20 protein-coding genes and 1 pseudogene are annotated in these 26,114 nt (G+C 74.5%); 10 read left to right on the forward strand and 11 right to left on the reverse strand.

What is annotated here, in order from left to right; translation table 11 throughout:
* Positions 1-366: 366 nt before the first annotated feature.
* A complete protein-coding gene (locus ACIF6L_RS14735) occupies positions 367-1,176 on the forward strand; it encodes an alpha/beta fold hydrolase (RefSeq protein WP_396487178.1) in 810 nt (269 codons plus the stop codon).
* Positions 1,177-1,536: 360 nt separating this feature from the next.
* The gene (locus tag ACIF6L_RS14740) at positions 1,537-1,980 is read left to right on the forward strand and encodes an SRPBCC family protein (RefSeq protein WP_329491578.1); all 444 of its coding nucleotides are present in this window, start codon (positions 1,537-1,539) and stop codon (positions 1,978-1,980) included.
* A gap of 178 nt (positions 1,981-2,158) precedes the next feature.
* On the opposite strand, the gene ACIF6L_RS14745 is transcribed toward ACIF6L_RS14740, so the two are convergent.
* Positions 2,159-2,788 carry a TetR/AcrR family transcriptional regulator gene (locus tag ACIF6L_RS14745; protein WP_396487181.1) on the reverse strand — a complete coding sequence of 210 codons (630 nt, stop codon included), beginning with the start codon at positions 2,786-2,788 and terminating at the stop codon, positions 2,159-2,161.
* A 102-nt stretch (positions 2,789-2,890) separates the two neighbouring features.
* Here ACIF6L_RS14745 and ACIF6L_RS14750 point away from each other — a divergent pair, with 102 nt between their 5' ends.
* Entirely contained in the window at positions 2,891-4,369 is a 1,479-nt protein-coding gene (locus tag ACIF6L_RS14750; protein WP_396487183.1) for an FAD-dependent monooxygenase, read from the forward strand.
* Positions 4,370-4,512: 143 nt separating this feature from the next.
* Positions 4,513-5,433 (forward strand): annotated as a pseudogene (locus tag ACIF6L_RS14755) (MBL fold metallo-hydrolase); the annotation flags it as partial.
* An 86-nt stretch (positions 5,434-5,519) separates the two neighbouring features.
* Here ACIF6L_RS14755 and ACIF6L_RS14760 read toward each other — a convergent pair.
* Positions 5,520-6,896, reverse strand: a complete 1,377-nt coding sequence (locus ACIF6L_RS14760; RefSeq protein WP_396487184.1) for an MFS transporter — start codon at positions 6,894-6,896, stop codon at positions 5,520-5,522.
* Positions 6,897-7,533: 637 nt separating this feature from the next.
* Between ACIF6L_RS14760 and ACIF6L_RS14765 the strand changes: the two genes are divergently transcribed.
* Positions 7,534-8,349 carry a maleylpyruvate isomerase family mycothiol-dependent enzyme gene (locus tag ACIF6L_RS14765; protein WP_396487186.1) on the forward strand — a complete coding sequence of 272 codons (816 nt, stop codon included), beginning with the start codon at positions 7,534-7,536 and terminating at the stop codon, positions 8,347-8,349.
* Between the two features lie 24 nt (positions 8,350-8,373).
* Here the strand turns inward: ACIF6L_RS14765 and ACIF6L_RS14770 are convergent, their stop codons facing one another.
* Complete coding sequence (locus ACIF6L_RS14770) at positions 8,374-9,195, reverse strand: methyltransferase (RefSeq protein WP_329491572.1); 822 nt, start codon at positions 9,193-9,195, stop codon at positions 8,374-8,376.
* 242 nt (positions 9,196-9,437) lie between these two features.
* Here ACIF6L_RS14770 and ACIF6L_RS14775 point away from each other — a divergent pair, with 242 nt between their 5' ends.
* Positions 9,438-11,588, forward strand: a complete 2,151-nt coding sequence (locus tag ACIF6L_RS14775) for a bifunctional lysylphosphatidylglycerol flippase/synthetase MprF (RefSeq protein ID WP_396487188.1) — start codon at positions 9,438-9,440, stop codon at positions 11,586-11,588.
* A 16-nt stretch (positions 11,589-11,604) separates the two neighbouring features.
* Positions 11,605-12,336, forward strand: coding sequence for a hypothetical protein (locus ACIF6L_RS14780; protein WP_329491570.1), 732 nt, complete (start codon positions 11,605-11,607; stop codon positions 12,334-12,336).
* A gap of 57 nt (positions 12,337-12,393) precedes the next feature.
* Here the strand turns inward: ACIF6L_RS14780 and ACIF6L_RS14785 are convergent, their stop codons facing one another.
* Together ACIF6L_RS14785 and ACIF6L_RS14790 are read right to left on the reverse strand one after the other, a co-directional pair.
* Positions 12,394-13,569 (reverse strand): macrolide family glycosyltransferase, encoded by a 1,176-nt coding sequence (locus tag ACIF6L_RS14785; RefSeq protein ID WP_396487191.1) that lies wholly within the window; start codon positions 13,567-13,569, stop codon positions 12,394-12,396.
* A 300-nt stretch (positions 13,570-13,869) separates the two neighbouring features.
* Complete coding sequence (locus ACIF6L_RS14790) at positions 13,870-14,910, reverse strand: NAD(P)-dependent alcohol dehydrogenase (protein WP_396487193.1); 1,041 nt, start codon at positions 14,908-14,910, stop codon at positions 13,870-13,872.
* Between the two features lie 231 nt (positions 14,911-15,141).
* On the opposite strand from ACIF6L_RS14790, the gene ACIF6L_RS14795 reads away from it, so the two are divergent.
* Positions 15,142-15,699: a pyridoxamine 5'-phosphate oxidase family protein gene (locus tag ACIF6L_RS14795; protein WP_396487195.1), complete on the forward strand. Its 558-nt coding sequence runs from the start codon at positions 15,142-15,144 to the stop codon at positions 15,697-15,699.
* A 96-nt stretch (positions 15,700-15,795) separates the two neighbouring features.
* On the opposite strand, the gene ACIF6L_RS14800 is transcribed toward ACIF6L_RS14795, so the two are convergent.
* From ACIF6L_RS14800 to ACIF6L_RS14810, 3 genes are all read right to left on the reverse strand, one after another.
* Entirely contained in the window at positions 15,796-16,956 is a 1,161-nt protein-coding gene (locus ACIF6L_RS14800) for a hypothetical protein (RefSeq protein WP_329491567.1), read from the reverse strand.
* 389 nt (positions 16,957-17,345) lie between these two features.
* Positions 17,346-18,449, reverse strand: a complete 1,104-nt coding sequence (locus ACIF6L_RS14805) for an AI-2E family transporter (RefSeq protein WP_396487197.1) — start codon at positions 18,447-18,449, stop codon at positions 17,346-17,348.
* A 257-nt stretch (positions 18,450-18,706) separates the two neighbouring features.
* The gene (locus ACIF6L_RS14810) at positions 18,707-19,927 is read right to left on the reverse strand and encodes an MFS transporter (protein ID WP_396487199.1); all 1,221 of its coding nucleotides are present in this window, start codon (positions 19,925-19,927) and stop codon (positions 18,707-18,709) included.
* Between the two features lie 477 nt (positions 19,928-20,404).
* Between ACIF6L_RS14810 and ACIF6L_RS14815 the strand changes: the two genes are divergently transcribed.
* Positions 20,405-20,791: a VOC family protein gene (locus ACIF6L_RS14815; RefSeq protein WP_396487201.1), complete on the forward strand. Its 387-nt coding sequence runs from the start codon at positions 20,405-20,407 to the stop codon at positions 20,789-20,791.
* Between the two features lie 203 nt (positions 20,792-20,994).
* On the opposite strand, the gene ACIF6L_RS14820 is transcribed toward ACIF6L_RS14815, so the two are convergent.
* From ACIF6L_RS14820 to ACIF6L_RS14830, 3 genes are all read right to left on the reverse strand, one after another.
* Positions 20,995-22,599, reverse strand: a complete 1,605-nt coding sequence (locus ACIF6L_RS14820; protein ID WP_396487202.1) for a hypothetical protein — start codon at positions 22,597-22,599, stop codon at positions 20,995-20,997.
* A 121-nt stretch (positions 22,600-22,720) separates the two neighbouring features.
* On the reverse strand, positions 22,721-23,656 hold the full coding sequence (locus ACIF6L_RS14825) for a GNAT family N-acetyltransferase (RefSeq protein WP_396487204.1): 936 nt from the start codon (positions 23,654-23,656) through the stop codon (positions 22,721-22,723).
* Between the two features lie 69 nt (positions 23,657-23,725).
* Positions 23,726-24,238 carry a hypothetical protein gene (locus ACIF6L_RS14830; RefSeq protein WP_396487206.1) on the reverse strand — a complete coding sequence of 171 codons (513 nt, stop codon included), beginning with the start codon at positions 24,236-24,238 and terminating at the stop codon, positions 23,726-23,728.
* A gap of 315 nt (positions 24,239-24,553) precedes the next feature.
* Between ACIF6L_RS14830 and ACIF6L_RS14835 the strand changes: the two genes are divergently transcribed.
* Positions 24,554-26,110 carry a Re/Si-specific NAD(P)(+) transhydrogenase subunit alpha gene (locus ACIF6L_RS14835; protein WP_396487207.1) on the forward strand — a complete coding sequence of 519 codons (1,557 nt, stop codon included), beginning with the start codon at positions 24,554-24,556 and terminating at the stop codon, positions 26,108-26,110.
* The last annotated feature ends 4 nt before the right edge of the window (positions 26,111-26,114 follow it).

Here is a 26,114-nt window from a genome sequence, read left to right on the forward strand (position 1 = left end):
AGCCGGTGGGCGAAAGACGAGAGGAAGAGGCGTCTGGCGCGCACACGAGGGCGCGCCGCATCACGGCGGCAACCATTGGTACGCACCTCCTCTGCTTCTCCACGTCGGTCCTCGTGCCACGGCACGAGAGCGCCGCGGCGACGCCACGGGCGAGACCGCGGCGGGAACGGTGAAAGCTTAGCGACTTCCAAGATCGGCGCAACCGAATTCCTTTCGGCCCGGTCCGGTCCCGGTCACGGTCCTCATCCCGGTGCCGCACCACGCACCCCCTCGCCGCCCGACATGCCGCGCACGGCCCAAGGTCGCCGACGGGCGGCCGACGGCGCGGAACAATGCCGGAGGTCGTACGAGACTGGAGGTCAAATCATGGACAGCACCGCGCAGTTCCACGCTTGGGACGTCCGCGAGTCGGGTCCCGCCGACGCCCCGCACCGGGTCCTGCTGCTGCCCGGCGGGCTGTGCGGCGCGGCGTTCTACGAGGACGTGATGGCCGCCCCGACGCTCGCCGGCGCGCCGGTCCGGCTGGTGGCGGCGACCGTCCCGGGCCACGCCGGGACGGTCGCACCCGCGGACGTGTCGATGGAGAACTACGCGGCGATCACCGGTGCCTTCGCGGCCGACCACGGCTGCACCACCGTGGTCGGCCACAGCATCGGCGCCAACATCGCGCTGGAGATGGTCGCCGGCGGGCACTTCTCCGGGCCGGTGGTGCTGCTCTCCCCGACGTTCTCACGACCGGACGAGTCCAGAGCGCTGGCGATCGCCGCCGCGATCGGCCGGGTCCCCGGGCTCGGCTCGCTGGCCTGGCCGGCGATGCTGTGGCTGACGCCGAAGGCGCTGGCCGACAGCATTCCGGAGTCGCGGCGGGAGGCCCTGCTCGCCGACCTCGGCAAGAACTCCGCGTCGTTCTGCCGCCGGGCCATGATCGAGTACTTCGCGTACCTGGACCGGCACGGCCAGCTGGTACCCCGGCTGTGCCGCTCCGGTGCCCGGGCCCTGGTGGTCCGCGGCGACCGGGACGAGGTGGGGCTCACCGACGCCGAACGGGCCGCACTGACGGCCTGCCCCACGGTGACCCTGGAAGTGGTCCCCGACAGCGGGCACCTGGTGCTGCTCGAACAGCCCGACGCGGTGGCCCGCCTGATCGCCGGCGCCGTGCCCGGCCCCGCCTCCTGAGCCCGCCACCGCCGGGCGTCAGGGACGCGGGCCCGCCGGTCGTGGTCGGGGGCCGCCCGGCCCGGACGGCGGGCGAGGGGGGACGGCCACCGTCCGGGCGCGGCGGGCGCACCCACCGCGCCCTCTTCTCACCCCGCTCCGCCGGGCCAAACCCCACGCCCGCGGCCTCTTCCGCCCGGCCGCCGGGAGCCACCGGTCGGCGCACGGTCCGGGCGTCCGACCGACACGCGGCGGACCGGCGGGGCGGCTTGCCGACGACCGCCGGAGGACGGACATTCGTGGTGGCGCTGTCGGCGGGAACCCTCCCCGGGGAGTCCGTCCACCGGCAGGCCGCCCGACGAGGTCGAGGTGGGTGTGGCGATGAGCAAGGTGGAGGAGTCGATCGACGTGGACGTGCCGGTCCGCGTCGTCTACGACCAGTGGACGAGCTTCGAGCGTTTCCCGGAGTTCATGGAGGGGGTGGAGGAGGTCCGGCAGCTGGACGACCTGCACGCCCACTGGAAGACCAGGATCGCCGGGCTGTCCCGCGAGTTCGAGACCGAGATCGTCGAACGGGTCCCCGACGAACGGGTGTCCTGGCGCACCAGCAGCAGCAATGTGAAGCACACCGGCACGGTCTCCCTGCACCCGATCGACGCGACCCACACCCGGGTCAGGATGACCATGGACTTCGAGCCCACCGGATTCGCCGAGAAGGCCGCGGACAAGCTGGGCGTGCTCGACCGGATGGTCAGCGGTGACCTGCGGCGCTTCAAGCACTTCGTCGAGAACCGCGGGGCCGCCCCCGGGAGCGCCGGCTCCTGACCGCGGCGCGGGGCCGGATTCCCCGGCCACGCCCGGCCGGCGACACTCCGCGGCGGCCGTGAGCAGCGCGCGGGCGAGGTAGCGACCGCGACGCCCAGGAGCACGACCCGGACCTCACCACCGCCGCGCGCCGGGCGGCCGACCGGCCCCGGGCGGGGCCGCCGCCCGCGCGCCGGGCTCAGAATCCGCGGGCGGCGGCGCCGTCGCGCAGCAGGGCGAACGCCTCGGCCGTCTCCGCGGCGGCCAGCACGGCCACCTCGCCGACATCCTGCCCCTCGGCGAGCCTCGCCCAGGTGGCGTGGGCGAGGACCTGGCGCACCGCCGTGTACTGGGCCGCGAGCAGCCGGGCGGTGACGTTCCCGTCCGGGCCCAGCGCCTCGGCGAGCGCGCGGGTGTCGGCGTCGAGGTAGTCGAAGAGGTGGGCGGAGAGGCTGGGGGTCTCGTAGACCAGCCGGAGGAAGGCCAGCACCTCGGGGCTGTCCGTCAGCCCGCTGCTGGGGTCGCGCGCGGCCAGCCGCTCCAGGTGGTGGCGCTCCAGCGCGTCCAGCGGGGTGGTCCCGGCCGGGCGGGCGCGCACCACTCGTCCGGCCTCGCCGAGATGGTCGGCGAAACGGTGCAGGACCAGCTCCTCCTTGCTGCCGAAGTAGCGGAAGAGGGTGGGCTTGGAGACCTCGGCGGCGGCGGCGATCTCGGCCACCGAGACCTGGTCGAACCCGCGGGCCAGAAACAGGGCGGTCGCCGCCTCCGCGATGGCCTGCCGGGTGCGCTGCTTCTTGAGGGTCCGCAGACCCGTGTCCGACTCGCTCATGACTCGATCATAACCAGGAAATGTTTGTTACTCGGTTGCTTTTATTACCGAGTTGCAGTTTGCTGGTGTGCATCACCGACGAGACGGAAGGGCGGACACACCATGACAACCGTGGTGATCGTGGGGGCGGGACCGACCGGACTGACACTGGCCTGCGGGCTGGCACGGCAGGGGGTCACCGTGCGGGTCGCCGAGAAGGCGGCCGCGTTCCACACCGGCTCACGCGGCAAGACGCTCAACCCGCGGAGCCTGGAGGTCCTCGCCGACCTGGGGCTCGGCGCGCGACTGGCGGCCGCCGGCCGCACGCACCTCCCGTTCCGCAAGTACTTCGGCGGCGAGTTCGTCAACGAGACCGAACCGTTCGCCGGCGCCCGCCGCAGCACGGCCACCCCCTACCCGGCGAGCCTGTGGCTGCCGCAGACGCGGGTCGAGCGACTGCTGCGCGAGAAGCTGGCCGAGTACGGGGTGACGATCGAACTCGCCACCGAGCTCGTGGACTTCACCCAGGACGACGAGGGCGTGGAGGTCCACCTCGCGGACGGCGGACGGATCTCCGCCGAGTACCTGGTCGCCTGCGACGGCGGCCGCTCCACCGTGCGCAAGCTGCTGGGGATACCGTTCGTCGGCGAGGGCGACCCGGAGCCGCTCATGGTCTGCGGCGACGTCGAGGTCGAGGGCCTCGACCGCGGCGCCTGGCACCAGTGGTTCGGACCGCAGGGCGTATTCATGCTCTGCCCCTTCGAGGGCACCCGCCGCTGGCAGCTCCAGGCGAGCCCGGAGACGGACGCCGACGGCCGGGCGGTCGCCCCCTCTCTGGAGAGCTTCCGGCGGCTGGCCGCCCTGCACACCGGTCGGACGGACCTCGTGCTGACCAACGCCACCTGGCTCTCCACCTGGCGGGTCAACGTCCGGATCGCCGAGGAGTACCGCAGGGGGCGGGTCCTGCTGGCCGGCGACTGCGCGCACGTCCACCCCACCGCCGGCGGGCTCGGCATGAACACCGGCATCCAGGACGCCTGGAACCTCGCCTGGAAGCTCGGGCACGTCCTGCGCGGCCTCGCCGCACCGGCCCTGCTGGACACCTACCAGGACGAACGCCGGCCGGTCGCCGCCTGGACGCTCGACGTCACCACGGCCGGCATGACCAACGTCATGGCGGGCATCGGCACTCCGGGCGTGGGCGTCGAGGCCGGCCGGGTGGGCGACCTCACCGGCCTCTCGCTCGGCTACCGATGGAGCCGGCTCGCGGCCCCCGGTCCCGACGGCCCGCTCCGGGCCGGCGACCGGGCCCCGGACGCCGTCTTCACCGGCCCCGACGGCAGGCCGGCCCGACTCTTCGAGCACTTCGCCGGCGACCACTACACCCTGCTCGGCTTCGGCCCGGGAACCCGCCCCGCACTCGCCGGACTCCCGGCCCACATCCGGCCCGTCCTGCTCGACGACCCTTCCGGCGACGCCCACCGGACCTACGGGATCGCCACCGACACCCTCGCCCTCGTCCGACCGGACAACCACCTCGCCCTCCTCGCCCCCGCGACGGCCCGCCAGGAGGTGCTCGACTACCTGACGGCCCTGCGGTAGCCGCCCGGCCCACGCCGTGGCTCTAAAAGCGAAGACGTTGCTTTAGCAACCCGGCGTGATCTACGATCGGCTAACGCAAAGGCGGAGCTTTAAGGGCTCCCGCCGCCGCGACGACGCCACCCGTACGAAGGGAACCCCGGTCCATGCACGCGACGTCCGACGACCCGCGCGGTGCTTCACCCGCCATTGGCACCATCCCGGCCTGGGCCGTCGGCGACCTCACCGTGCACCGGATCGACGAGATCCCCCTGCCGCCCGACACCGGGCAGTGGCTCCTGCCGGACGCCACGCCCGAGGTCGTGCGCGGGCAGGACTGGCTGCGCCCCGACTTCGCCGACCCGGCCGGCCGGCTGCTGATCGACAGCCACACCTTCGCGTTCACCGTCGGCGGTCTGAAGGTCCTGGTGGACACCGGGATCGGCAACGGCAAGGACCGCGCCAACCCGGCCTGGCACGACCTCGACACCGACTACCTCGACCGGCTGACCGCCGCCGGGTACCCGCCCGACGACGTCGACCTCGTGATCCTCACCCACCTGCACACCGACCACGTCGGCTGGAACACCCGCGCCGACGGGACCGGGGCGTGGGTCCCCACCTTCCCCCACGCCCGCTACCTCACCTCGCGCACCGAGCGCGAGTTCTGGGCCGGCCGGGAGATGGACGAGCCGCGCCGCCGGATGTTCCGCGACTCGGTGGACCCGGTGGCGGAGGCCGGGCTGCTCGACCTGGTCGACGTCCCGGCGGGCGGCGCCGAGGTCGCCCCCGGCCTGCGGCTGCTCCCCACGCCCGGCCACACCCCGGGCCACCTGGCCGTCGAGCTGTCCGGCGAGGGCGGCGCGGCCCTCGTCACCGGGGACTGCGTCCACCACCCGGTCCAGTTCGCCCATCCGGCCATCGGCAGCTGCGTCGACATCGACCCCGCCCGGTCGCGGGCGACCCGGCGGTCCCTGCTGGAGTCGCTCGCCGGCACCGGCACGCTGGTCCTCGGCACCCACTTCCCCCCGCCCACCGCCGGCCGGGTGGTCGCCCACGGCGACGCCTACCGGCTGGAGTCCGTCCCCGGCACCCCCCGTACGACGGCCCGACGCCGGAGTGGGGCGTCGGACGGGCCGACGTCCCACTCCGGCAGGACCACGACGCCCAGCCGTCAGCTGACCGGCTCAGGGGTCGGCCGGGCCGGCGCGGCCGACGCGGGGCCGGCGGCCGAGGCCGCCCCCAGGCCGGTGCCGCGCGTCTCCTCGGCCCACAGGACGCACACCAGCAGGCCGACCGCCGTGGTACCGGCCGCGATCAGCATGGTCGGCCCGGTCCCGAGGCCGCTGAGCGACAGCGGCAGCAGGTACGTGCCCACGGCCGCGCCGATCCGGCTCACCGAGGTCGCGACGCCGACCGCCGTCGCCCGGATCTCGGTCGGGAAGAGTTCGTTCGGGTAGGTCCAGTCGAGCACGTTCGGGCCGCCGCACAGGAACGCGTAGGCACAGAGCGCGATGACGGCGACGGCCGCGGGGGCGGCCGGCCAGACACCCAGCAGGGCGAGCGGCACGATCATCAGGGCGAACGACCAGATGATCACCGGACGACGGCCCCAGGTGTCGATCAGCCGGAGCGCCGGGAAGCAGCCCAGCAGGAAGACCAGGCTCACCAGGGCCGTACCGAGGGTGTCCAGCACGGTGCCGCCCGGCATGCCGAAGGAGGCCAGGATCTGCGGGCCGAAGGTCAGCATCGCGAAGAGCGGGCCGACCTGGCAGAGGAAGAACAGCCCGCAGAAGAGCGTGCGGCGCCGGTAGGGCTCGGTCATCAGCAGCCGCAGGCCGCTGGGACGCCCCGCCTCGGCCGGCTCGGGCATCAGTTCCCGCCCGTCGACCCGGACGCCCAGGTGCTTTTCGACCACGCGCACCGCGTCACCGACCCGCCCGTTGGCGGCCAGCCAGCGCGGCGACTCGGGCGACCCGCGCCGGATCACCAGGAACACCACGCAGAGCACCGCGGAGCTGGCCAGCATCCAGCGCCAGCTGCCGTTCCCGCCGATCCGAAGGAACAGGTAGCCCGTCAGGTAGGCGAGGACGGAACCGGCGTACCAGGCGATGATCTGCTGGCCGAGCAGCCGCCCGCGGTGGCGGGCCGGCAGCCACTCGGCGAGCAGCGAGGTCGCGATCGGGTAGTCGGCGGCCACGGCCAGGCCGAGCACGAAGCGCAGCACGGCGATCGCCCACACCTGGTCGACCCAGAAGGAGAGCACCGAGCAGACGACCATCACCAGCAGGTCGGCGGTGTACATCACCTCCCGGCCGATCTTGTCGGTCAGCACGCCGAACAGCGCGCCTCCGACGAACATGCCGACCAGGGCGGCGGCGCCGATCAGGCTGACCTCGGCGGTGGAGAGGCCGAGCTCGGGACGCATCCCGATCAGGGCCACGCCGACGATGCTCAGGATGTAACCGTCCAGCAGGGGCCCACCGGAACAGGCCAGGGCCAGTCTCCGGTGGAAGGCGGTATACGGGGCGTTGTCGATGGTTCGGGACATGGAATTCGGGTCCTCCGGGGCGTACGGCAGTGCTCCCGCACTCCGTGCGCCTGGTAGACGGCAGAAGTCGGGGCCGCCCGGTCGGACGACCCCGTCACCCGGACCCACCGGGCGACCGTCCACGGTTGCCCGCTCCGAAGCGGTCCCGACGGGGACGAAGGTCCGCCGGTTCCGGGCCCTTGGTCCCGAACCGGACGGGCCCTGGGACCCGTGCGGCGGGGGCTTCGGCCTGCCAGGCCCGGGAAGCACCGCTCCGCGCGGTCCGGCCGGGCGGACCGGGTGACACTTCTCACCCGAACACGGCAAATGTCTTAATTGCCTGATATGTGATGGCAGCGGGCAGCTTCCACGGATCGTCGACGGGCCCCCGGACAGCTGGTCCGGCCCCCGCCGCCCCGCGCCGGACACCCAACCCGCCGGTAGCGGGCGGCCGATGGTGACGACCGGACCTCGGGCGAGCCGCGACCCGCCCTCGGGGCGGCCGCTCTGACGGACAGTCCGACGAGGGACCCGGCCGCCACCCCCGCCGGGACGGCCACCCAGCCGGTCCGGCGGCGACCGGGCGGACCTACCCACCGGTAAGCTCCGCTGCCGAACCCCTGGACACCCGGGCGCACCTGGTCCACGCTTCAGCTCCATGACCCCTACGCCGGCCCCCCGGGGCTCCGTGCAGCCCGCCCTCCTCGACGCCGTCCTCGGCGTGGCCGAGGACATCGCGGCGCTGCTCCGCGACCGCCCCGACACCGGCCGGCCGATCCCGGGCGCGCTGTGGACCGTGGGCGAGGCGGCGGCCCATCTCGCCCTGGCCAACGGGCTGATGGCCGAACTGGCCGCCGGTGAGCGGCGGACCTACGGCGACGGCACGCCGGCCGGCCTGGCCGCCGCCAACGCGGCGTCCCTGGCCGCGTTCCCCGAACGGGACGCGGTCGTCCTCGCCGAGCAGATCGTCCGGCACGCCCGCGCCTTCACCGAGGCCTGTGCCGGCCGGCCCGCGTCGACCGGGGTGCTGGCCCCGCTCGGACCGATGGACCTGGCCACGCTGGCCTCGTACCTGATCACCCATATGCTCGGCCACGGGTACGACCTGGCCGTCGCGCTGCGGCGGCCGCACATGGTGGACCGTCACCGGGTGGCGCTGACCGTACCGTTCCTGATGGCCGCCATGCCGCGGGTGGTCGACGGCCGCTCTGCCGCCGGTCACACCGCCTGCTACGACCTGCGGGTGCGCGGCGGCGCCCGCTTCACGGTGACCTTCCGCGACGGCGTGGCCGAGGTCTCCGCCGACCCGGCCCGCCGACCGGACTGCACGATCCTCACCGAGCCGGTGGCCTTCCTGCTGCTCGCCCTCGGCCGGTGCGGCCCGTACGCGGTGCTGGCCCGGGGCAAGGTCCTCGCCTGGGGGCGCAGGCCGTGGCTCGCCCTCGGGTTCCCGCTGCTGTTCACCGCCCCCTGAGCGCGGCCTCGGGGCGTACGCCGCTCAGGGCAGCCGCCCCCAGCTGGTGACCAGGCCGGGCGAGAGGTCCGCGACGGTGCCCGTGGCGAGGGACTCCCGCGCCTCGTCGAGGAGCCCGGCGTCGACGAGGCCGGTGGCGAGCATGGCCTCGCGGGTGCGGTCCCAGGTGTCCAGCCAGAACGCGGTGATCGGGGCGTCCGCGACCAGGGCGGGCACGAACACCTCCGCGCCGACCTCGGACAGCCCGAGGTCGCGCAGCAGCCGCGGACAGTCGGGGGTCCAGCTGATGTCCGTGCCGATGGACGTCCGCAGCGCCCGCCACATCGCCCGCATCGCGAGCCGGTACGGGGTGTCCGGCGGCGCGGCCGTGGTGAGGTCGACCGGGTCCCCGAGGACGAGGTACCCGCCCGGGACGAGGAGGTCCCGCAGGCGGGCCAGGACGCGGTGCCGTTCCGGCAGGTGCATCAGCACGAAGCGCGCGTGCACCAGGTCGAACCGGCCGCCGGGGTCGAAGTCGGGCGAGGAGACGTCCGCCGTGAGCGTCCGCAGCGCCCCGCCCGCGAACGGTTCGACGAAGCGGGTGTCCCGGTCGACGGCGAGGACCTCGCCGGCCCCGCCCGCGGTCGCCAGCCAGCGCGCGATCGTGCCGGTACCGGCTCCCACCTCGCAACAGCGCACTCCCGCGCCGACCCCGAGGGCGCGCAGCCGGGCGCGGGTGACGTGGTCGTAGGCGAGGGAGCCGAGATCGATGCGTTCGCCCTCGCCGGGCTGCCAGGGCTCGAAGAGGGATTCGCCGTACCCGCCGTCGGCTCCGGCCGGGCCCGGCGCGACCGGGTCGGTGGACATCCGGTGTCCTCCCGTCATGCCGTCGTGGCGCCGGGAGCGCCCTGGCACACCGCCGGCCGACCGGCCGTGACCGGGGCCGCGGATACCGCCGAGCCTAGCGAAGGGCGGTCGTCCCGTCGCCCGGACGGGCCCGTCCCGGTCCGGTCTCCCCGCCCGGCCCCGTCCGCCGAATCCGGCTACGCTGAGCAAGGAGGCTCCGGGCCCGAGGCGGGGGTGTCGGCCACACCGTGCGGAGGTGCGAGGTGCCGGGAGAATCAGAGCCGCGGTGGCGGCGTGACGTCCTGCCCGCGGTCACCGCCGCGCTGCGGCGCTTCCCCTTCACCGTCGCCACCGCCGTGGTGGTGCTGGTGGTCGGGCTGGCCGTGGGCGGCCTGTGGGACGCGACGTCCGACCGGTCGTGGTACCCGGACGTCGCGTACGGCCTGCCCTCGTTCGAGAAGGGCCGCTGGTGGACCCTGGCCACCGGTCCGCTGTTCTGCTCGACACCGATCGACTACCTCCCGGTGCTCGTCGCCGTCGTGCTGCTCTGCGGCCTCGCCGAGGCGAGGCTCGGCACGCGCTGGACCGCCGCGGTGACGGTGGCCGGCCAGCTCGGCGCCGTCCTGCTGGCCGCCCTGCTGCTGTTCGCCCTCCGGCACACCGCGTGGACCTGGGCGAAGGACCTGGCCGGCACCGTCGACGTCGGCGTCTCGGCGGGCGCGCTCTGCGCGGGCGCGGTGGCCTCGGCGGCCCTCGCCTCGCCGTGGCGGCAGCGGCTGCGGCTGGCCCTGGCCGCCTACGCCGGCGTCTCGCTGCTGTACGTCGGAGGGCTCGACGACCTGGAGCACGCGCTGGCGGTCGCCGGCGGCCTCGTGGCGACCCACTGGCTGCGGGTCCCGGGCGCGGCCCGGACCTCCGGCCGGCTCAGCCGCCGGGAGTGGCGGCTGCTCGCGGTGGCGGGCCTGGTCCTGATCGCGGCGATCCTGCTGGTCGTCTGGCTGGTACCGGGCAGCGGTCCGGTCGGGGAGACCAGAGGGCTGGGCGGACCGGGCTGGCAGGTGCTGCTCTCGGTGGCGCTGATCGCCCTGCTGGTCAACGGGCTGCGCCGGGGGCGCCGCACCGCCTGGCGCTGGACGGTGCTGCTCTGCGCGCTGAACGCGCTGCTGGGCCTGTTCGTGGCGGTCGCGTACGTGATCGGCAAGGCGCTCGACGAGCAGGTCACGGTCACCGGCGCGGCGGTGTTCGTCCCCACCTCGGTGGTGTGGACGGCCGAGCTGGTGGTGCTGATCGCCGGCCGGGAGGCGTTCCGGGCCAGGCGGCCGCGCGGCCGGGCGCAGGTGCCCGGTGCCGAGCCGGCGGCCGCAGCCGCGCCGGCGTCCGACGGGGACCCGCGCAGCCGGGCCGCGGACCTGCTGGTCCACCGCGGCGGGGCGAACCTCTCCTGGATGACCACCTGGCCGGACAACTCCTACTTCTTCCCCGAGGGCGACGACGGGAGCTACATCGCCTACCGGGCCCACGCCGGCGTCGCGGTCGCGCTGGGCGATCCGGTGGGAGCACCGGACGACCGGGGCCGGACGATCACCCGCTTCGCCGAGATGTGCGACCGCGCGGGGCTGGTCCCGTGCCTGTTCTCCGCCACCGCCCGGGCCGCCGGGACCACCGACGCGCTGGGCTGGCGGTCCGTCCAGGTCGCCGAGGACACCGTGATCGACCTGCCGGACCTGGAGTTCCGCGGCAAGGCCTGGCAGGACGTGCGCACCGCCCTGAACCGCGCCAGGAAGGACGGCGTCGAGTACCGGCTCGGCGCCCTCGCCGAACAGCCGCGACCGGTGCTGTCCCAGGTCCGCGGCATCTCCGAGGAGTGGGTCGGTGACATGGGGCTGCCGGAGATGGGCTTCACGCTCGGCGGCGTGGAGGAGGCGATGGATCCGCGGATGCGGGTCGGCCTGGCGCTGGAGGGCGACGAACACCTCCACGGGGTGACCTCGTGGATGCCGGTGTACGGCCCGGACGGGGTGCCGCAGGGCTGGACCCTGGACATGATGCGCCGCCGCCGCGAGGGCTTCCGGCCGGTCGTCGAGTTCATGATCGCCTCCAGCTGCCTCGCCCTGCGCGACGACGGCGCGCACTACCTCTCGCTCTCCGGCGCGCCGCTGGCACGCACCGGCCCCGCCCACGCACCGACCGTGCTGGACCGGATCCTCGACCAGTTGGGCGCGGCCATGGAGCCGTACTACGGCTTCCGCTCGCTGCACTCCTTCAAGGCGAAGTTCCAGCCGCGCTACGAGCCGATGTTCCTGCTCTACCGCGACGAGGCCGACCTGCCCCGGATCGGGCTGGCCCTGCTGCGCTGCTACCTGCCCTCCGCCACGATGCGCGACCTGCTCAAGGTCCCCGCGCACCACGGCTGACGGGAACGGAACCGCCGTGCGGAGCGCATCGGTCCAGGTCGAGGTGGTCATCACCGTCCCCAACCACGGCGTCGGGCTCTGGATGCTCGGCGCGTTCGTGCTGACCTTCGCCGGGACCAGGGTCGTCACCCGGCTGATCAGGGCGGGCCGCGGACCGTTCCGCGACGTCGCGGTCGGCGGCACCCACGTGCACCACCAGGTGTACGGCATCCTCGCGATGCTGGTGGCGGGCGCCATCGAGTTCTCCTACCGGCCGGACAGTCCCGGGGCGCAGGTCCTGGCCGTGCTGTTCGGCGCCGGCGCCGCCCTGGCCGTGGACGAGTTCGCGCTCTGGCTGCACCTGGAGGACGTCTACTGGGCGAAGGAGGGCCGCAAGTCGGTCGACGCGGCGTTCCTCGCGGTGGCGGTCGGCCTGCTGCTGGTCGCCGGGTTCAACCCGTTCTCCGATGTGGGTCAGGGCACGGCCAACCACCTGGTCTTCGCCGCGCTGATGCTCGTCAACCTGGCGCTGTGCGTCGGCACGATCCTCAAGGGCAAGACGGCGCTCGGGGTGATCGGCCTGCTGGTGCCCCTGGTGGTCGGGCTGGTCGGCATCCTGCGGCTGGCCAAGCCGACCTCCCCCTGGGCCCGTTGGCGCTACCGCCCCGGCTCGCGCAAGGCCGAGCGCGCGCTGCGGCGCTACCCGCCCGACCGCCGGACCCGCCTCGACGCCCTGAAGGACTTCGTCGGCGGCACACCGCACCGCTGATCCCGCGCGGCCCCCGGCCGGGTCGGGCCCACCGCCCCGGCCGGGTCGCCCCGGCGATCAGTCCAGCATGCGCTCGATGAGGTCGGCGGCGTGCCGGGTGCCGCCCTCGGCCCGGGCGCCGGCCCGCAGCCGCGCGGAGCGGCGGGCCACCTCCGGGTCGCCGACGAGCTCGGCCAGCGCCGTCCGCAGGGTCTGCGCCGTGGCGTCCTCGGTGTCGATCCGGCGGCCCACCCCCAGCTCCACCAGGCGGTCCGCGTTCATGAACTGGTCGACGGCCTGCGGGACGGCGATCATCGGCACCCCGGCCAGCAGCCCCTCGCCGCAGCCGCCCATCCCCGCATGGGTGACGAAGGCGTCCGCCTGCGCCAGGATCGCCCGCTGGGGGACCCACGGGTGCACCTCGACGTTGGACGGGACGGTGCCGAGGTCCCGCGGGTCGGTGTACTTCCCGATCTGCAGGACGACGTGCCAGCCCGGCAGGTCGCCGAAGGCCGCCAAGCACTGCCGGTAGAACTCCGGGCGGCGGGTGAACGCCGAACCCAGCGAGATCAGCAGGACCTTCTCGGCACCGGCGGGGCGGGTCCAGGCGTCCGCGCCCGCGCTCAGGTCGTAGCAGGGGCCGACGAAGGTCACCGCGTCCGCGTCGACCCGGTCGGCGTTCGGCTGCATCGCCCGCGTGATCAGGGCCAGGACCCGTACGGGGAGACCGGCGAAGGCGTCCACGTCGGTGGTGGTGGCGCCGCTCCCGGCCAACCAGCGGGCGAACCTCGCCCGGTGGGCGGCGGCCCCCGGCAGCTCCCACAGCTGGACCGCCTCCTCCTGGTGGTAGCCCTGCCAGGCCACGAAGGTCGGGGACAGCTGCACGACGGGGCGGCCCTGGGACTCGGCGAGGGCACGCGCGGCGTAGCCGCCGATGTCGTACAGGTAGAGGTCCGCGGGGTCGTCGTCGTAGGCGGTGCGCAGCTGCGGGAGGGCCTGGACGGCGTTGTCGAGGAAGAGGTCCATCCCGGCGATCGGGTCATCGGGCCAGCTCTGGTCACCGACCGGCAGCACGGAGGCGCAGGGGACCAGTTCGGCGCCGGTGGCCTCGATCAGCGCGGCGGCCGCCGGGTCGTTGGCGTAGGTCACCCGGTGGCCGCGGGCCACCAGTTCGCGGATGACCTCAAGGCTGGGCAGGACGTGGCTGACGGCGGGGACACCGACCATCGCGATGTGGGCACGGCGACGGGACATGGGCGATCACTCGTTTCAGGTCTGCGGCGGGGAGGACACGGCAGACCCGTGCGCCCGGCCCGGCGCGGGAGAGGCCGCCGGCGGAGCGTCACTCGGGTCTGCGAGACGGGACGGGGGCCTGCCCCGTCCGATCAGCCGTAGATCTGGTGGAAGCACATGTTCAGGACCCTAACCCGCAACCCGGCCGCCGCGCACGGCATTTACGGCGGCCCCGGCCCGCGGGCGGCCGGACCCCGGACTGCCGGCGCCGGGCCGCGCTTCGACCTGACCCCGCGTCCGCTCGGCCGAGCGCGCGGGGCCTCACAGGGTGGCGGTGTCGATCACGAAGCGGTAGCGGACGTCGCTCCCGAGGACCCGCTCGTAGGCCTCGTTGATCCCGTCCGCGCCGATCAGCTCGATCTCGGCGCCGACGCCGTGCGCCGCGCAGAAGTCCAGCATCTCCTGAGTCTCGGCGATGCCCCCGATGCCCGAGCTGCTGAGGCTGCGGCGGTTGCCCGACAGCGCCTGGAGGGTCAGCCGCACCGGCTCCTCCGGGAGGCCCAGGTTCACCATGGTGCCGTCCGTGCGCAGCAGCGACAGGTAGGCGGCGAAGTCGAGCGGCGCGGAGACGGTGTTGAGGACGAGGTCGTACCGGCCCGCCGCCTCCTCGAAGGTCTTCGGGTCGCCGGTGGCGTAGTAGTGGTCGGCGCCCAGCCGCAGGCCGTCCTCCTTCTTGCGCAGGGACTGCGACAGGACGGTGACCTCGGCGCCGAGCGCGTGCGCGAGCTTGACGGCCACGTGGCCGAGGCCGCCGAGGCCGACCACCGCGACCCGCCGGCCGGGGCCGGCGCCCCAGTGGCGCAGCGGCGAGTAGGTGGTGATCCCGGCGCAGAGCAGCGGGGCGGCCACGTCGAGCGCGAGCCCCTCCGGGATGCGCACGACGTAGTTCTCGTCGACGACGATCTTCTGCGAGTAGCCGCCGTAGGTGGGCCGCCCGTCCTTGCAGACGGCGTTGTACGTCCAGACCGGGCCCTCGGCGCAGTACTGCTCCAGGCCCGCCCGGCAGTTCTCGCACTCCCGGCAGCTGTCGACCATGCAGCCGACGCCCACCCGGTCGCCGACCGCGAACCTCGTCACGCCGGGGCCGGTCTCCGCGACGGTACCGGCGATCTCGTGGCCGGGCACCATCGGGAAGATCGCCGAGCCCCAGCCCTCGCGGGCCTGGTGGATGTCGGAGTGGCAGATGCCGACGAAGGCGATGTCGATCAGGACGTCGTGCTTCCCCACCGGGCGGCGCTCGATGGTCGTCCTCGCCAGCGGGGCCTTGGCGGCGGGCGTGGCGTAGGCGGCAACGGTGATCACGGCGGACCTCCTGGCGACGGGCGGGCGGACAGGCGGGGGACGCCCGGGCGCACGGACAGGCGGACAGTCGGGCAGACCTCCGGGGTGGACGGACCGGGCCCTCCGCTTTCCAGGATCGGCCCGTCGGCCGGTCCCCCGCCACCGATCGCCGGCGGGGGACGGACGCGTGGCAGGGCCGGCGGGCGGCGGGGAGAATGACCGGGAGGGTGGCCACAGGTGAGGAGGACCGCCATGCAGGCCCACGAATCCGCGCAGCAGCCCACCACCGAGCTCGACGCCCGCTACAGCTCCGCGCTCCGCCCCCGTCCGGGCGCCGAGCAGGTCACGGCCACGCCTTGGGCCGAGGCCCGGCGCCGCTTGGAGGCCGCCGAGATCTTCTGGGTGTCGACGGTGCGGCCCGACGGCCGGCTGCACGTCACTCCGGTGATCGCCGCCTGGCACGACGGGGTGCTGTACTTCTCCACCGGCCCGGACGAACAGAAGGCCAGGAACCTCGCCCACGACGGGCACTGCGCGCTGACGACCGGGGGGAACTCGCTCACCGAAGGCCTCGACCTGGTGATCGAGGGCACGGCCGAGCCGGTGACCGATCCGGCGGTGCTGGAGGCGGTGATCACGGCGTACGAGTCGCAGTACGGCTCGCACATCACCTCGCCCGAGGGCACCTTCCACGGGATCGGGGACGCGTTCCGGAACGGGAGCGTGACGGTGTTCGCGGTGGCGCCGGTCACCGCGTACGGCTTCGGCCGGGACGACGGGGTCTACAGCCACACCCGGTGGACGTTCTGAGCGACGCCGGCCGCGGTCGGACGGGCCCCGACGAGCGCCGGGGCGTGGCGGGCCGGCCGAACCGACTCACCACGCCCCGGCGCCACCGGACTGCTCTCAGCCCTCCTGGGCGAGGCTCTTGATCTCCTCGTAGTCCATGCCGAGCCGGCTGAAGACCTGGATCTGCTGCTCGGGCATGCCGAGGCCGACCAGCTCCTTGACCTGGGCGTCGGTCAGCGGCTTGCCCGGGGTGCCGGGCCGGCCGGCGCCGGCGGGGGCACCGGGGCCACCGGCCTCACCGGCGGCGGCGCTCACGAGGGCGAGCGTCGCGTTCTGGATGTCCTTGTCGGTGATCTTCACCGCGTCGGCGGGCGCCTGGACCGCCGGGGCGGAACTGTTGAACGCGAGCTTGACCGGGAAGGTGCTGCCCGGGCCGGCCTTGGGCTCCAGCTGCGCGAGGTCGAAGGTGGCCGAGGAGAAGGTGCCGCCCTTCAGGTACAGGTCGACGCCGATCCTGGTGTCGGCCAGGTCGTCCGGGACCTTGGTGGGGAGCTTGCCGAACTGCTCGGGGAGCTTCGCGGAGAGCGGCTTGAGCGCCTTCAGCAGCTCGTCGGTCAGCTGTCGGGCCGGGGCGCTCACCAGGAGGTGCTCGGCGCCGTCCTTCTTGCCCTTGTCGTCGAAGGTGACGGTCCGGGAGAAGACGTCCTTCAGCGAGACGGCCAGCTGCTCGGCGGTCTCCGGGTCCAGCGTGGGCCGGCCGGACGGGGCGGGGGTGCCGGCGTCGGCGGGCTTCTTGGCCGTGTCCGCGAGCTCCTGCAGGTCGAAGGCGACCCACTTGCCGGCCAGCACGTCCTTGACCGGGTTCAGCTCGGTGGGCAGGTCCTCGGCGACCGCGTCCACCTCCGCCGGGTCCTCGCCGACCAGCTTCACCAGGCCCTTGGCGTCGGCGCGCACGTACGCCTTGGCGTCGACCTGACGGAACTCCAGGAGCGCGGTGCCCTTCTTGTCGGCGAGCAGGTAGGAGACGCGCAGCGACTTGTCCGGCGTCACCTCCTTGCCGGCGCCCCGGGTGTTCTTGAAGGTGTCGAGGTCCTTGAGCGGCTTGTCGGCGGCCATCGCGACCGAGATGCTCAGGCCGGACAGCGCCTCGGCGGTCTTCTGCTCGATCTTGTCACCGGTGGCGTTGCCGAAGGCGACGATCTGCTCCGGCGAGGCGTCCACGGAGAAGGTGAGGCCGGCGGCCTTGCTGTCGCCGAGCTTGTCGAAGGCCTTGGTCACCTTCTGGGCGGCGGTGAGCTGCTCGACCGTGCCACAGGCGGTCAGGCCCGCGGCGAGGACGGAGGCACTGACGACGACGGGAACTGCGCCGCGCGCGGCCCGGCGGATAGCGGTGTTGATGGTACGTCTCCTGTGTGACGGGGCCTGGTGCGGGGGCAGGCCGATCCCTCCCCTGTGGCAGGAAGCGCCACAGCGACGTCACATCTGATCACACATTCCGCAAGGGGGCGCGCCGTTATTTTGGCATCTCTTGAACACCTGTCCGACACCCGGTCGTGAACGGCCTTGCGTGCCACCGCCGGTCGCGCACCGACGGCGCGTCCGAAAGACCTCGCCCCGCCCCGCCGGAGCGCGCCCTCCGTTCGTACCCGGCGGATCCTTCCCCGCCGTCAGGGCGTCGGCGGCGCCGGTCGCGGGCGGCGCAGCTCGGCGTAGACCGACCAGAGCACCGAGACGGCGGGGACGGCGACCACCGCGCCGATCACCCCGGCCGCGATGCTGCCCGCGAGCACCGAGACCGCGACCACCACCGGGTGCAGGCTGACCGCCCGGCTCATCACCAGCGGGTGGAGCAGATGGCCCTCGATCTGACCGATCACCACGATCAGCAGCAGCACCACGATCGCGATCACCGGGCCGCGAGCGGCCAGCGCCACCAGGGCGGCGACCAGCATCGCGATCGGGGAGCCGACCAGCGGGACGAACGAGGCGAGGAACTCCAGCACCGTCAGGGGCAGGGCGAGCGGCACGTCGAGGAGGAACAGCGAGATGCCGACCATGATCGCGTTGCTCGCCGCGACGACGAAGATGCCCCGGGTGTAGCCGGCGAAGGTCCGCCAGGCCACCCGCCCGGCCCGGTCGAGGTGGTCGGCGGCGGCCGGCGGCAGCTGGGCGGCGGTCCAGCGCCACATCCGCTCGCCGGAGTGCAGGAAGAACACCGACATGAAGAGCGCGAGCGCCGCGCCCGTCCCGATCTCGACCGCCCGGTGGGCGCCGTTGACGACCGTGCTGATCAGCGTCGCGCGGTGCTTGGCGGCGAAGTCGGAGACCTTCTGCTTGAGGTCGTCGAAGGACGTCGGCTCCAGGTGGAGGGGCGGTCCCTTCAGCAGCTTCTCCAGCCGGTCCAGGCCGCCCTGGAACTCCCTGGCGAGGCGTGACACGTCGTCCGCCACGTTCTCGCCGATCAGCGCGAGCAGGCCGGCCGGCAGCAGCAGCGCCACCGCCAGGCCGATCAGGACGGCGAGCGGGCGGGGTACCGCGCGGGCCGCCAGGTCGACCAGCGGGCGGATCACCGAGGTGATCACCAGGGCGAGGAAGGCGGCCAGCGTGATCAGGTGGAACTGCCCCAGCACCGTGAGCACCAGGTACGCGGCCACCGCGACGACCAGCAGCCGCCAGGCGTAGTCGGAGAGCCGGCGCAGCCCCGGGCCCGCGCCGGGGGCGGCCGCCGCGGGAGCCGGCCTTTTGCGCGGGCCGGGCCGTCTCACCCGCATGCCGCACCGCCGGCCGCCGCGCCCGCCGGCGCGGCACCACGCGCGGGTGGGCGGCCGCCCGGCGTCGGGGGCCGGCGGTGGGACCGGGGGCTACGGGGGTGCGCAGGCGACATGGATCATGGATAGCGGGTGGGACGCCGCACGGGCGGTTCCCGCGCCGACGGAGCGGGAGGCCGGGCGGCAAGCGGGTGGCCGGCGCGCGGTCGGTGGGCGGCGCGGGGTCAGTGGCCGGCGCGCGGTCGGTGGGCGGCGCGGGGTCAGTGGCCGGCGCGCGGTCGGTGGGCGGCGCGGGCCCGGCGCAGCAGGTAGAGCGCGGAGGCGGCGGCGAGGACGGCCATGCAGGCGGCGAAGACCAGGCCGGCGTCGGCCAGGCCGAGCGGTTCGGCGAGCAGGCCGACCCCGATGACCGGGATCGAGATGCCGAAGTAGGCGACCACGAAGAGCGCCGAGAGCGCGCCGCCGCGGTGCTCGGCGGGAGCGGCGGCGGCGATCTCGCCCACCGCGCCGCGCAGGCCCATGCCCTGGCCGGCGCCGCCCACCAGGGCGCTGAGCACCAGCGGCGGGAGGGTGGTCCGGGCGAGCGAGGCGGCCAGCAGGGCCAGCCCGGCGATGAGCACCAGGCAGCCGAGCGGGATCGCCCGTGCCGTACCCAGGCGGGGCACCAGGAGCTGGCCGAGGGTGGACGCGAAGAAGGCCGTGAAGACGATCAGGCCGACGACCGCGGAGTTGTGGACGTCCAGGCTCTCGGCGAGGAAGGCGGGGCTGACCGAGGTGAAGACGCCCAGCAGGGCGAAGCCGGCGAAGGCGGCGATCCCGGCCGGCACGAACACCCCCCGGACCTCCGGTGGCAGCGACGGCCGGTGCGGCCGGGCGGTGCGCAGCGGCCGGGCCCCGTCGACCGTCTCCGGGAGGAACCAGAGGACCGCGGACGAAGCGGCGAGCAGCACCAGGTGCACGACGAACGGCAGCACCAGCGGCCCGGGCGCGTACTCGGCGAGCAGCCCCGACAGCAGGGGGCCGCAGCCCAGGCCGCCCATGTTGGCGGCGGTCGCCACGAAACCCGCCCTGGCCTCGCGCCCCGGCGGGGCGAGTTCCAGCACGTACGCGGTGGCGGTCCCGGTGAACAGACCCGCCGACAGCCCGGACAGCAGCCGCCCCAGGCAGAGCAGCGGCAGACCGCCCTCCGCCAGGAAGGCGACGGCGCTGCAGGCCGCGAGCGCCAGCCCGGCGAGCAGCACGGGCCGGCGGCCGACGGAGTCGGAGACGTTGCCGACGAGCAGCAGGACACCGATCACGCCGAACGCGTAGACGGCGAAGACGACCGTCACCATCAGCTCGGAGAAGCCGAGCTCCGCCTGGTAGCGCCCGTACAGCGGGGTGGGCAGCGTGGTGCCCGCCATGCAGACGGCGAAGGCGGCGGCGGCCCCGAGGTAGCCCAGCCGTCCGGCAGTCGGCCGCGTGATCCGACGATCGGTCATCCGCCCACGCTAGGCACCGGGTCGGCGACGCGCGGGCCGGGCTGCGCCGAATGGCCGTGGCCCTCCGCAGGAGGAGGGTGCGGGCTCAGGGCGTCACGGCGGGACGCGGCACGGATTCGGCGTGCCGCCCGGCCGCCGGTAGCGGTCGTCACGGTGGCCGGGCTCTGAGCCGTGGCGGGACGGGCCCGGACGGCGAGGAGTGGGGGTACCCGCCGCCCGGGTCACGCTCTTCCCACCCGGTCCTCTTCTCACCCCGATCCGGCCGGACAAACCACTCGGATCCCGGCGCGCCCCCAGGGGCCGTTCCCGGTCGCGACACGGCGGGGCCGAGGCTGCCTCCGCTCCGGACGGCCTGGTAGAACGGGACGGCCGGCCCGGGGCGTCAGAGCCGTCCGGACGCCGGGCCGGACCGACCGGCTCCGGCCGCCGTCACCCATGTGCCCACCGAACGCATCGTGACCTGGGGAGCAGTAGTCCATGAGGATCCACCTGACCAGCGTCTTCGTCGACGACCAGGCCGAGGCCCTGCGCTTCTACACCGAGGTGCTGGGCTTCGTGACGAAGCACGACGTCCCGCTCGGCCAGGACCGGTGGCTGACCGTCGTCTCGGCGGAGGATCCGGGCGGCACGGAGCTCCTGCTGGAGCCCAGCGGCCACCCCGCGGTGCGGCCGTACCGGAGGGCGCTGGTCGAGGACGGCATCCCGGCAGCCTCCTTCGCCGTGGACGACGTGCCCGCCGAGTACGAGCGGCTGCGCGCGCTCGGGGTCCGCTTCACCCAGGAGCCGCAGGAGATGGGCCCGGTGACCACGGCGGTGCTGGACGACACCTGCGGCAACCTGATCCAGCTCGTGCACGGCGGGTAGGAGCGGTCACGGCGGCGGGCGGCCCCCGGGAGCCGCCCGCGGGGTGGGCCCGTGCGTCGGACGGTGACGAGCCCCGCCGAACCGACCGGAACCGCTCCCCCGCCCGTGGGAGCGATCTCGTGGGATCGAGGCGATCACCGGCGAGGCGCTCCGGTACCGGCCGCTCGTACCCCGAGCGGTCGCGTCACACCCGCCTCGTCGCGTCACACCCGCCTCGGCCGCCCCACGGGGCGGCCGAGGGCGCCCACCGCCGCGCCGGCGGCCGTGGCGGCGAGGGCCCAGAGGAAGGCCTGGTCCGAGGCGTCCGACCAGGCCGCCAGCCGGTGGGCCGCCCAGTGGACGTAGGGGATCAGCGCCACCGCGGCGGCCCCGGAGCCGAGGACGGCCAGGACGGGAACCGCGCGGCCGGTCGGCGCGGGGCCGCGCCGCAGGAGCCACAGCATCGGCAGCAGGCCCACCGTCAGCACACTCGCCGGCAGCACCCCGGGCACCTTCCAGAACAGCTCGCCGCCGCAGAGGTACGCCGCGAGGCGGACCCAGAGGAGGCAGATTCCCTGACGGAGCAGCAGGAGCAGCAGCTCGCGCGACCGCCCGGCCGGTCCGGCGGCGACCAGCAGCCGGGCGCCCGTGGCCGCCAGCACGCCGGCGAAACCGGCGGTCAGCGCCACGGGCAGGCCCAGCGCCGGACGGCGGGGCTGCTCGGGGACGACGATCGTCTGGTGGACGGGGTAACTCCGGCGCGACCAGGTGCCGTCGGGGGTGCCGCGCACCAGTCCGCCGCCCGGGTAGTGGGCCAGCACCGCCCAGCCCTCCGGCGCGGGGACGATGAACAGGTCGGCGGGATACCCGGCGCGGCCCCCGGTCGGTTCCGCGCCGGGGGACGGCTCGGCGGGAGACGGCACGGCAGGGGGTGGCACGCCGGGGGACGGAACGGCAGGGACCGGCACGCCGGGGGGCGGCACGGCAGGGTCGACCGGTGCCCCGTCCACGCCGGTGGGTGACGGAGTCGGGGGCGGGAGCGGCTCGTCGCGCCACGGCGGACCGGGGTCGAACGCGGCCCGCCAGGTCCGGCCGCCGTCCTCGCTGATCTCGATCGGCGAGGTGGAGTCGAGCAGTCGGAAGCACGGCCCCGGCTCGCCCTCCAGGCAGTGGCCGTCCTGCGGCCGGCTGTTCCGCCGGGACTTCTCGACGTCACCGGACCGCTTCTCCTGGATCCAGGTCGCGCCGCCGTCCTGCGACGCCCACCGGCCGGCTTCGGTGTCCAGGATCGCCCGCGCCCCGGCGTGCCAGAGGACGGGCCGCGGCGGCTCCCCGATCTTGGAGGTGGCCACCATGGCGACCACGGCCAGCGGCACGCCCAGCAGGGCCGCCCACCGCCGGGGCCGCCGCGTCGCCCGCGACCGCTTCCACAGCCACCAGGAGACGCCCAGCGCCGGCAGGGCCAGCAGGTCGCTCCGGTCCCCCTGGATCCGGCTCGGTACGCCGCTCCACGACCAGACGGTCGAGGCGAGTTCGCCACCGGCCTCGCCGGACTTCGCGACGGTGAACATCACCGCCGTGACCGCCAGTCCGGCGATCGCCGGGCGGTCACCGCGCAGGCGCAGCAGCGGCGTCAGCAGGAGGGCCAGGACCACCGGCGAGACCAGCATCCACGCCAGGTCGCTGACCTTCCCGGTGACCGCACCCGGCCAGAGCCGTTTGGCGACATGGTCGTTGACCAGCAGCACCAGCACGGCGCCCGACGTCCCCGGGTGCCCCGCCCAGCGGACGACCGGCCGGACCGCTCCCCACTCCCCCGTCCCGCGCATTCCCCGAGCCTCCCCCGCCCGTGGCCCGGGCACGCCGCGCACCGTGTTCCGAACCGGACACGAGTGGATGACGGAGCGTCAGATTCCGGTAGCCGGTGGCGACCGGCGCCCGGTCCCCGGGCTACCGCGGGGGGCACTCCAGGACCAGGCGGATCTCGGTGACCTCGTACCCGGCACGGTCGAACGCGGCGGCCATCGGGACGTTGACGGTGTCGGTGGTCGCGGTGATCCGCTCGGCGCCCGCCGCCGCGTGGAAGCGGGTGATCTCCGCCAGGATCTCGTCGATCAGGCCCCTGCCGCGCTGCTCCGGCACGACGCCCAGGTAGCCGACGTTGCGGTGGTAGGGCGTCGCGGAGGGGATCGCCATCCCGGCCGGCGTGCCGTCCGGAAGCTCGGCCAGCCGCCACCACGAGCGCTCGCCGGGGCAGCTCAGGTAGAAGTCGAAGTCCTCCCGGGCCAGTTGCCCGGCATCCATGGTGAGCAGCTCGTTCTGCGTCGCCAGGTCGAGGCTGTCCTGCGAGAGGCGCACGAAGGCCTCCAGGAACTCCTCGTCGGTGCCCTCACGAAAGACCAGCCGCCCGGTCGGTTCGGCGGTCCCGCGCCGCGGGGTCCACTCGTAGCGGAGCCGCTCGATCTCCCGGGTCAGACCGGCCCGCTCCGCCGCCTGCCGGCGCCAGGCGACCGCCTCGGCCAGCTCGGGCTCCGCCCGCCATCCGCGCGGCAGCGAGATGTGGTAGCCCGGACGGTTCCCGAAGGCGGCGTGGCCGGCCTCCAGCAGGGCGGTGGCGACAGCGGCCCGATCGGCCACCCCCGCGCGGACCTGGAGGCAGTCCAGCGCGATCGGGCGCTCGCTGTCGGAACGGCCCCACCACAGGGCGCGGGCCAGGATCCCGCCGTCCTCGTCCTGGGCGACCCAGACCCACTCGGGGCGGATCCGGTTCTCGGCGAGCTCCTCGCGGACCTTCTCGGCGGTCAGGGCGGGGACGGGGCCGTCGGCCGGGTAGGCGACGGCACGGTCCAGGTCGGAGGGGTCTGCGGTGGCAGCGCGGAAGATCATCCGGAGATGATCACACAGGCCCGACCGCCCCGGCCACCTCCGTCCGGCGGGGTGGCCGGTCGGCGAGGGTCAGGCGGCGTGCGCCGCCAGGAAGGCTCCGGCGTGGGCGGCGGCCTCCTCCTTGCTCGCGCACCGGGTGTCGGCGGCGCCGCGCGTGCCGTCCGCACCCTCGCCCGACCAGCTCCAGCCGCCGGACTCCGGGGCCCGCACCAGCTCGGCCGTACCGCCGAACAGCCGCAGGGCCGCGCCTGCCCGCGCCGCGGGGCGGGTGACCGCCTCGGGCCACTTCTTGCGCGCGCCCTGCCGGGTGATCCCCCATACCGCGCCGAGCTGCTCGTAGCTCGCGCCGTAGGAGCCGGCGGTGCCGGCCGCGATCGCCGTCAGCCGCTTGACCTCCGCGTCCACCACCTTCCAGGCGGCGAGGACGGACAGGGTCACCTCGACCGGCTCCGCCTCCCACATCCGCTCCTCGGGCAGCCCGGACGTGCGCGCATGGAGGGCCGAGGCGAGCGGATTCAGGGCGTCGAGGAGCGCCTTGGCCAGCTGCGCCTGCTCTTCCAGGGTGATCTCAGCCGAAGTCATGCGACAACCCTAGTTTCCGAAAACGCATCTGGCAACCTTTGTTACCGAACGCGGGCGCGAAGCCACGGCCGATCGGACGGGGTGTCAGAAACCTTGCGGCGGAGCGAGGATGGCACGACGCCCGGGGCACACCCGGGTGGCGAGCACGCGACCCGACCCGCCCGACAGGGCGCGAACGGGTGAAGCATGTCACGGCCTCGCCCCGTCCCCCGGCAGGGCCCGGGCGGGTAGGTTCCTGCGTCCAAGGGGAGGAGACTCCCCCTTCGGGCGCAGGTCCCGCCGTCAAGAGTTCCTCCGACGAGAGAGGCACGAGTGATGTCTGCACAGGACGCCACGCACCACCCCCCGCTGCGCATCGGTGTGGTCGCCGAATCGGCCACCGGGGAGACCCGCGTCGCCGCGACACCCTCGACGGTGCGCGGACTGCTGGCGCTCGGCTACGAGGTCGCGGTCGAGTCCGAGGCCGGCGCGGCCTCCGGCTTCGCCGACGAGGCCTACACGGAGGCCGGCGCGCGGATCGGGGACGCCTGGCGGGCCGACATCGTCCTGAAGGTCAACGCGCCGTCCACCGACGAGATCGCCCGGCTGACTGACGGCGCGACCCTGGTCGGCCTGCTCGCACCGGCCCAGCGACCCGACCTGCTGGAGGCGCTGTCCGCGCGCCCGGTCACCGCGCTCGCCCTGGACGCGGTGCCCCGGATCTCGCGCGCGCAGTCGATGGACGTGCTCAGCTCGATGGCGAACATCGCCGGGTACCGGGCCGTGATCGAGGCCGCCCACGCGTTCGGCCGCTTCTTCACCGGCCAGGTGACCGCCGCGGGCAAGGTCCCGCCGGCGAAGGTCCTGGTGGCCGGCGCCGGCGTGGCCGGGCTCGCCGCCATCGGCGCCGCCTCCAGCCTGGGGGCGATCGTCCGGGCGACCGACCCGCGGCCCGAAGTCGCCGACCAGGTCAAGTCGTTGGGCGGCGAGTACCTCCCCGTGCGGGTCGCCCAGGAGGCGAGCACCGACGGGTACGCCAAGGCGACCTCCGCCGACTACGACCGGGCCGCCGCCGAGCTGTACCACGCGCAGGCCCAGGACGTGGACATCGTCGTCACCACCGCGCTGATCCCCGGGCGGACCGCCCCGCGGCTGCTCACCGCCGCGGACGTGGCGGCGATGAAGCCCGGCAGCGTCGTGGTGGACATGGCCGCCGCCCAGGGCGGCAACGTCGAGGGAACGGTGGCGGGCCGCACGGTGGTCACCGCCAACGGCGTCACCCTGATCGGCTACACCGACCTCGCGGCCCGGCTGCCCGCCCAGGCCTCCCAGCTGTTCGGGACCAACCTGGTCAACCTGCTCACCCTGCTGACCCCCGGCAAGGACGGGCGGCTGGTCCTCGACCTCGACGACGTGGTCCAGCGCGCGGTGACCGTGGTCCGGGCGGGCGAGGTCACCTGGCCGCCACCGCCGGTGGCCGTCTCGGCCGCGCCCGCCGCGCAGCCCGCGGCCGCGCCGGCCGCGCCGGAACCGAAGCGGCCCCGGCTCACCCCGGCCGCCCGCTTCGGCCTGATCGGCCTCGGCATGCTGGCGATGTTCCTCCTCGTCGCCGTGGCACCGGCCCAACTCGCCGAGAACTTCACGGTGTTCGCGCTCGCGGTGGTCATCGGCTACTACGTGATCGGGAAGGTCCACCACGCCCTGCACACCCCGCTGATGTCGGTGACCAACGCGATCTCCGGGATCGTCGTGGTCGGCGCGCTGCTGCAGATCGGACACGGGGGTGCGCTCGTCACCGTCCTGTCCTTCGTGGCCATCCTGCTGACGAGCGTGAACATCTTCGGCGGCTTCGCCGTCACCCGCCGCATGCTGTCCATGTTCTCGAAAGGCTGAGCCC

The organism is Kitasatospora sp. NPDC086009, from assembly GCF_044540385.1.
In the GTDB taxonomy this organism is placed as follows: Bacteria; Actinomycetota; Actinomycetes; order Streptomycetales; family Streptomycetaceae; genus Kitasatospora.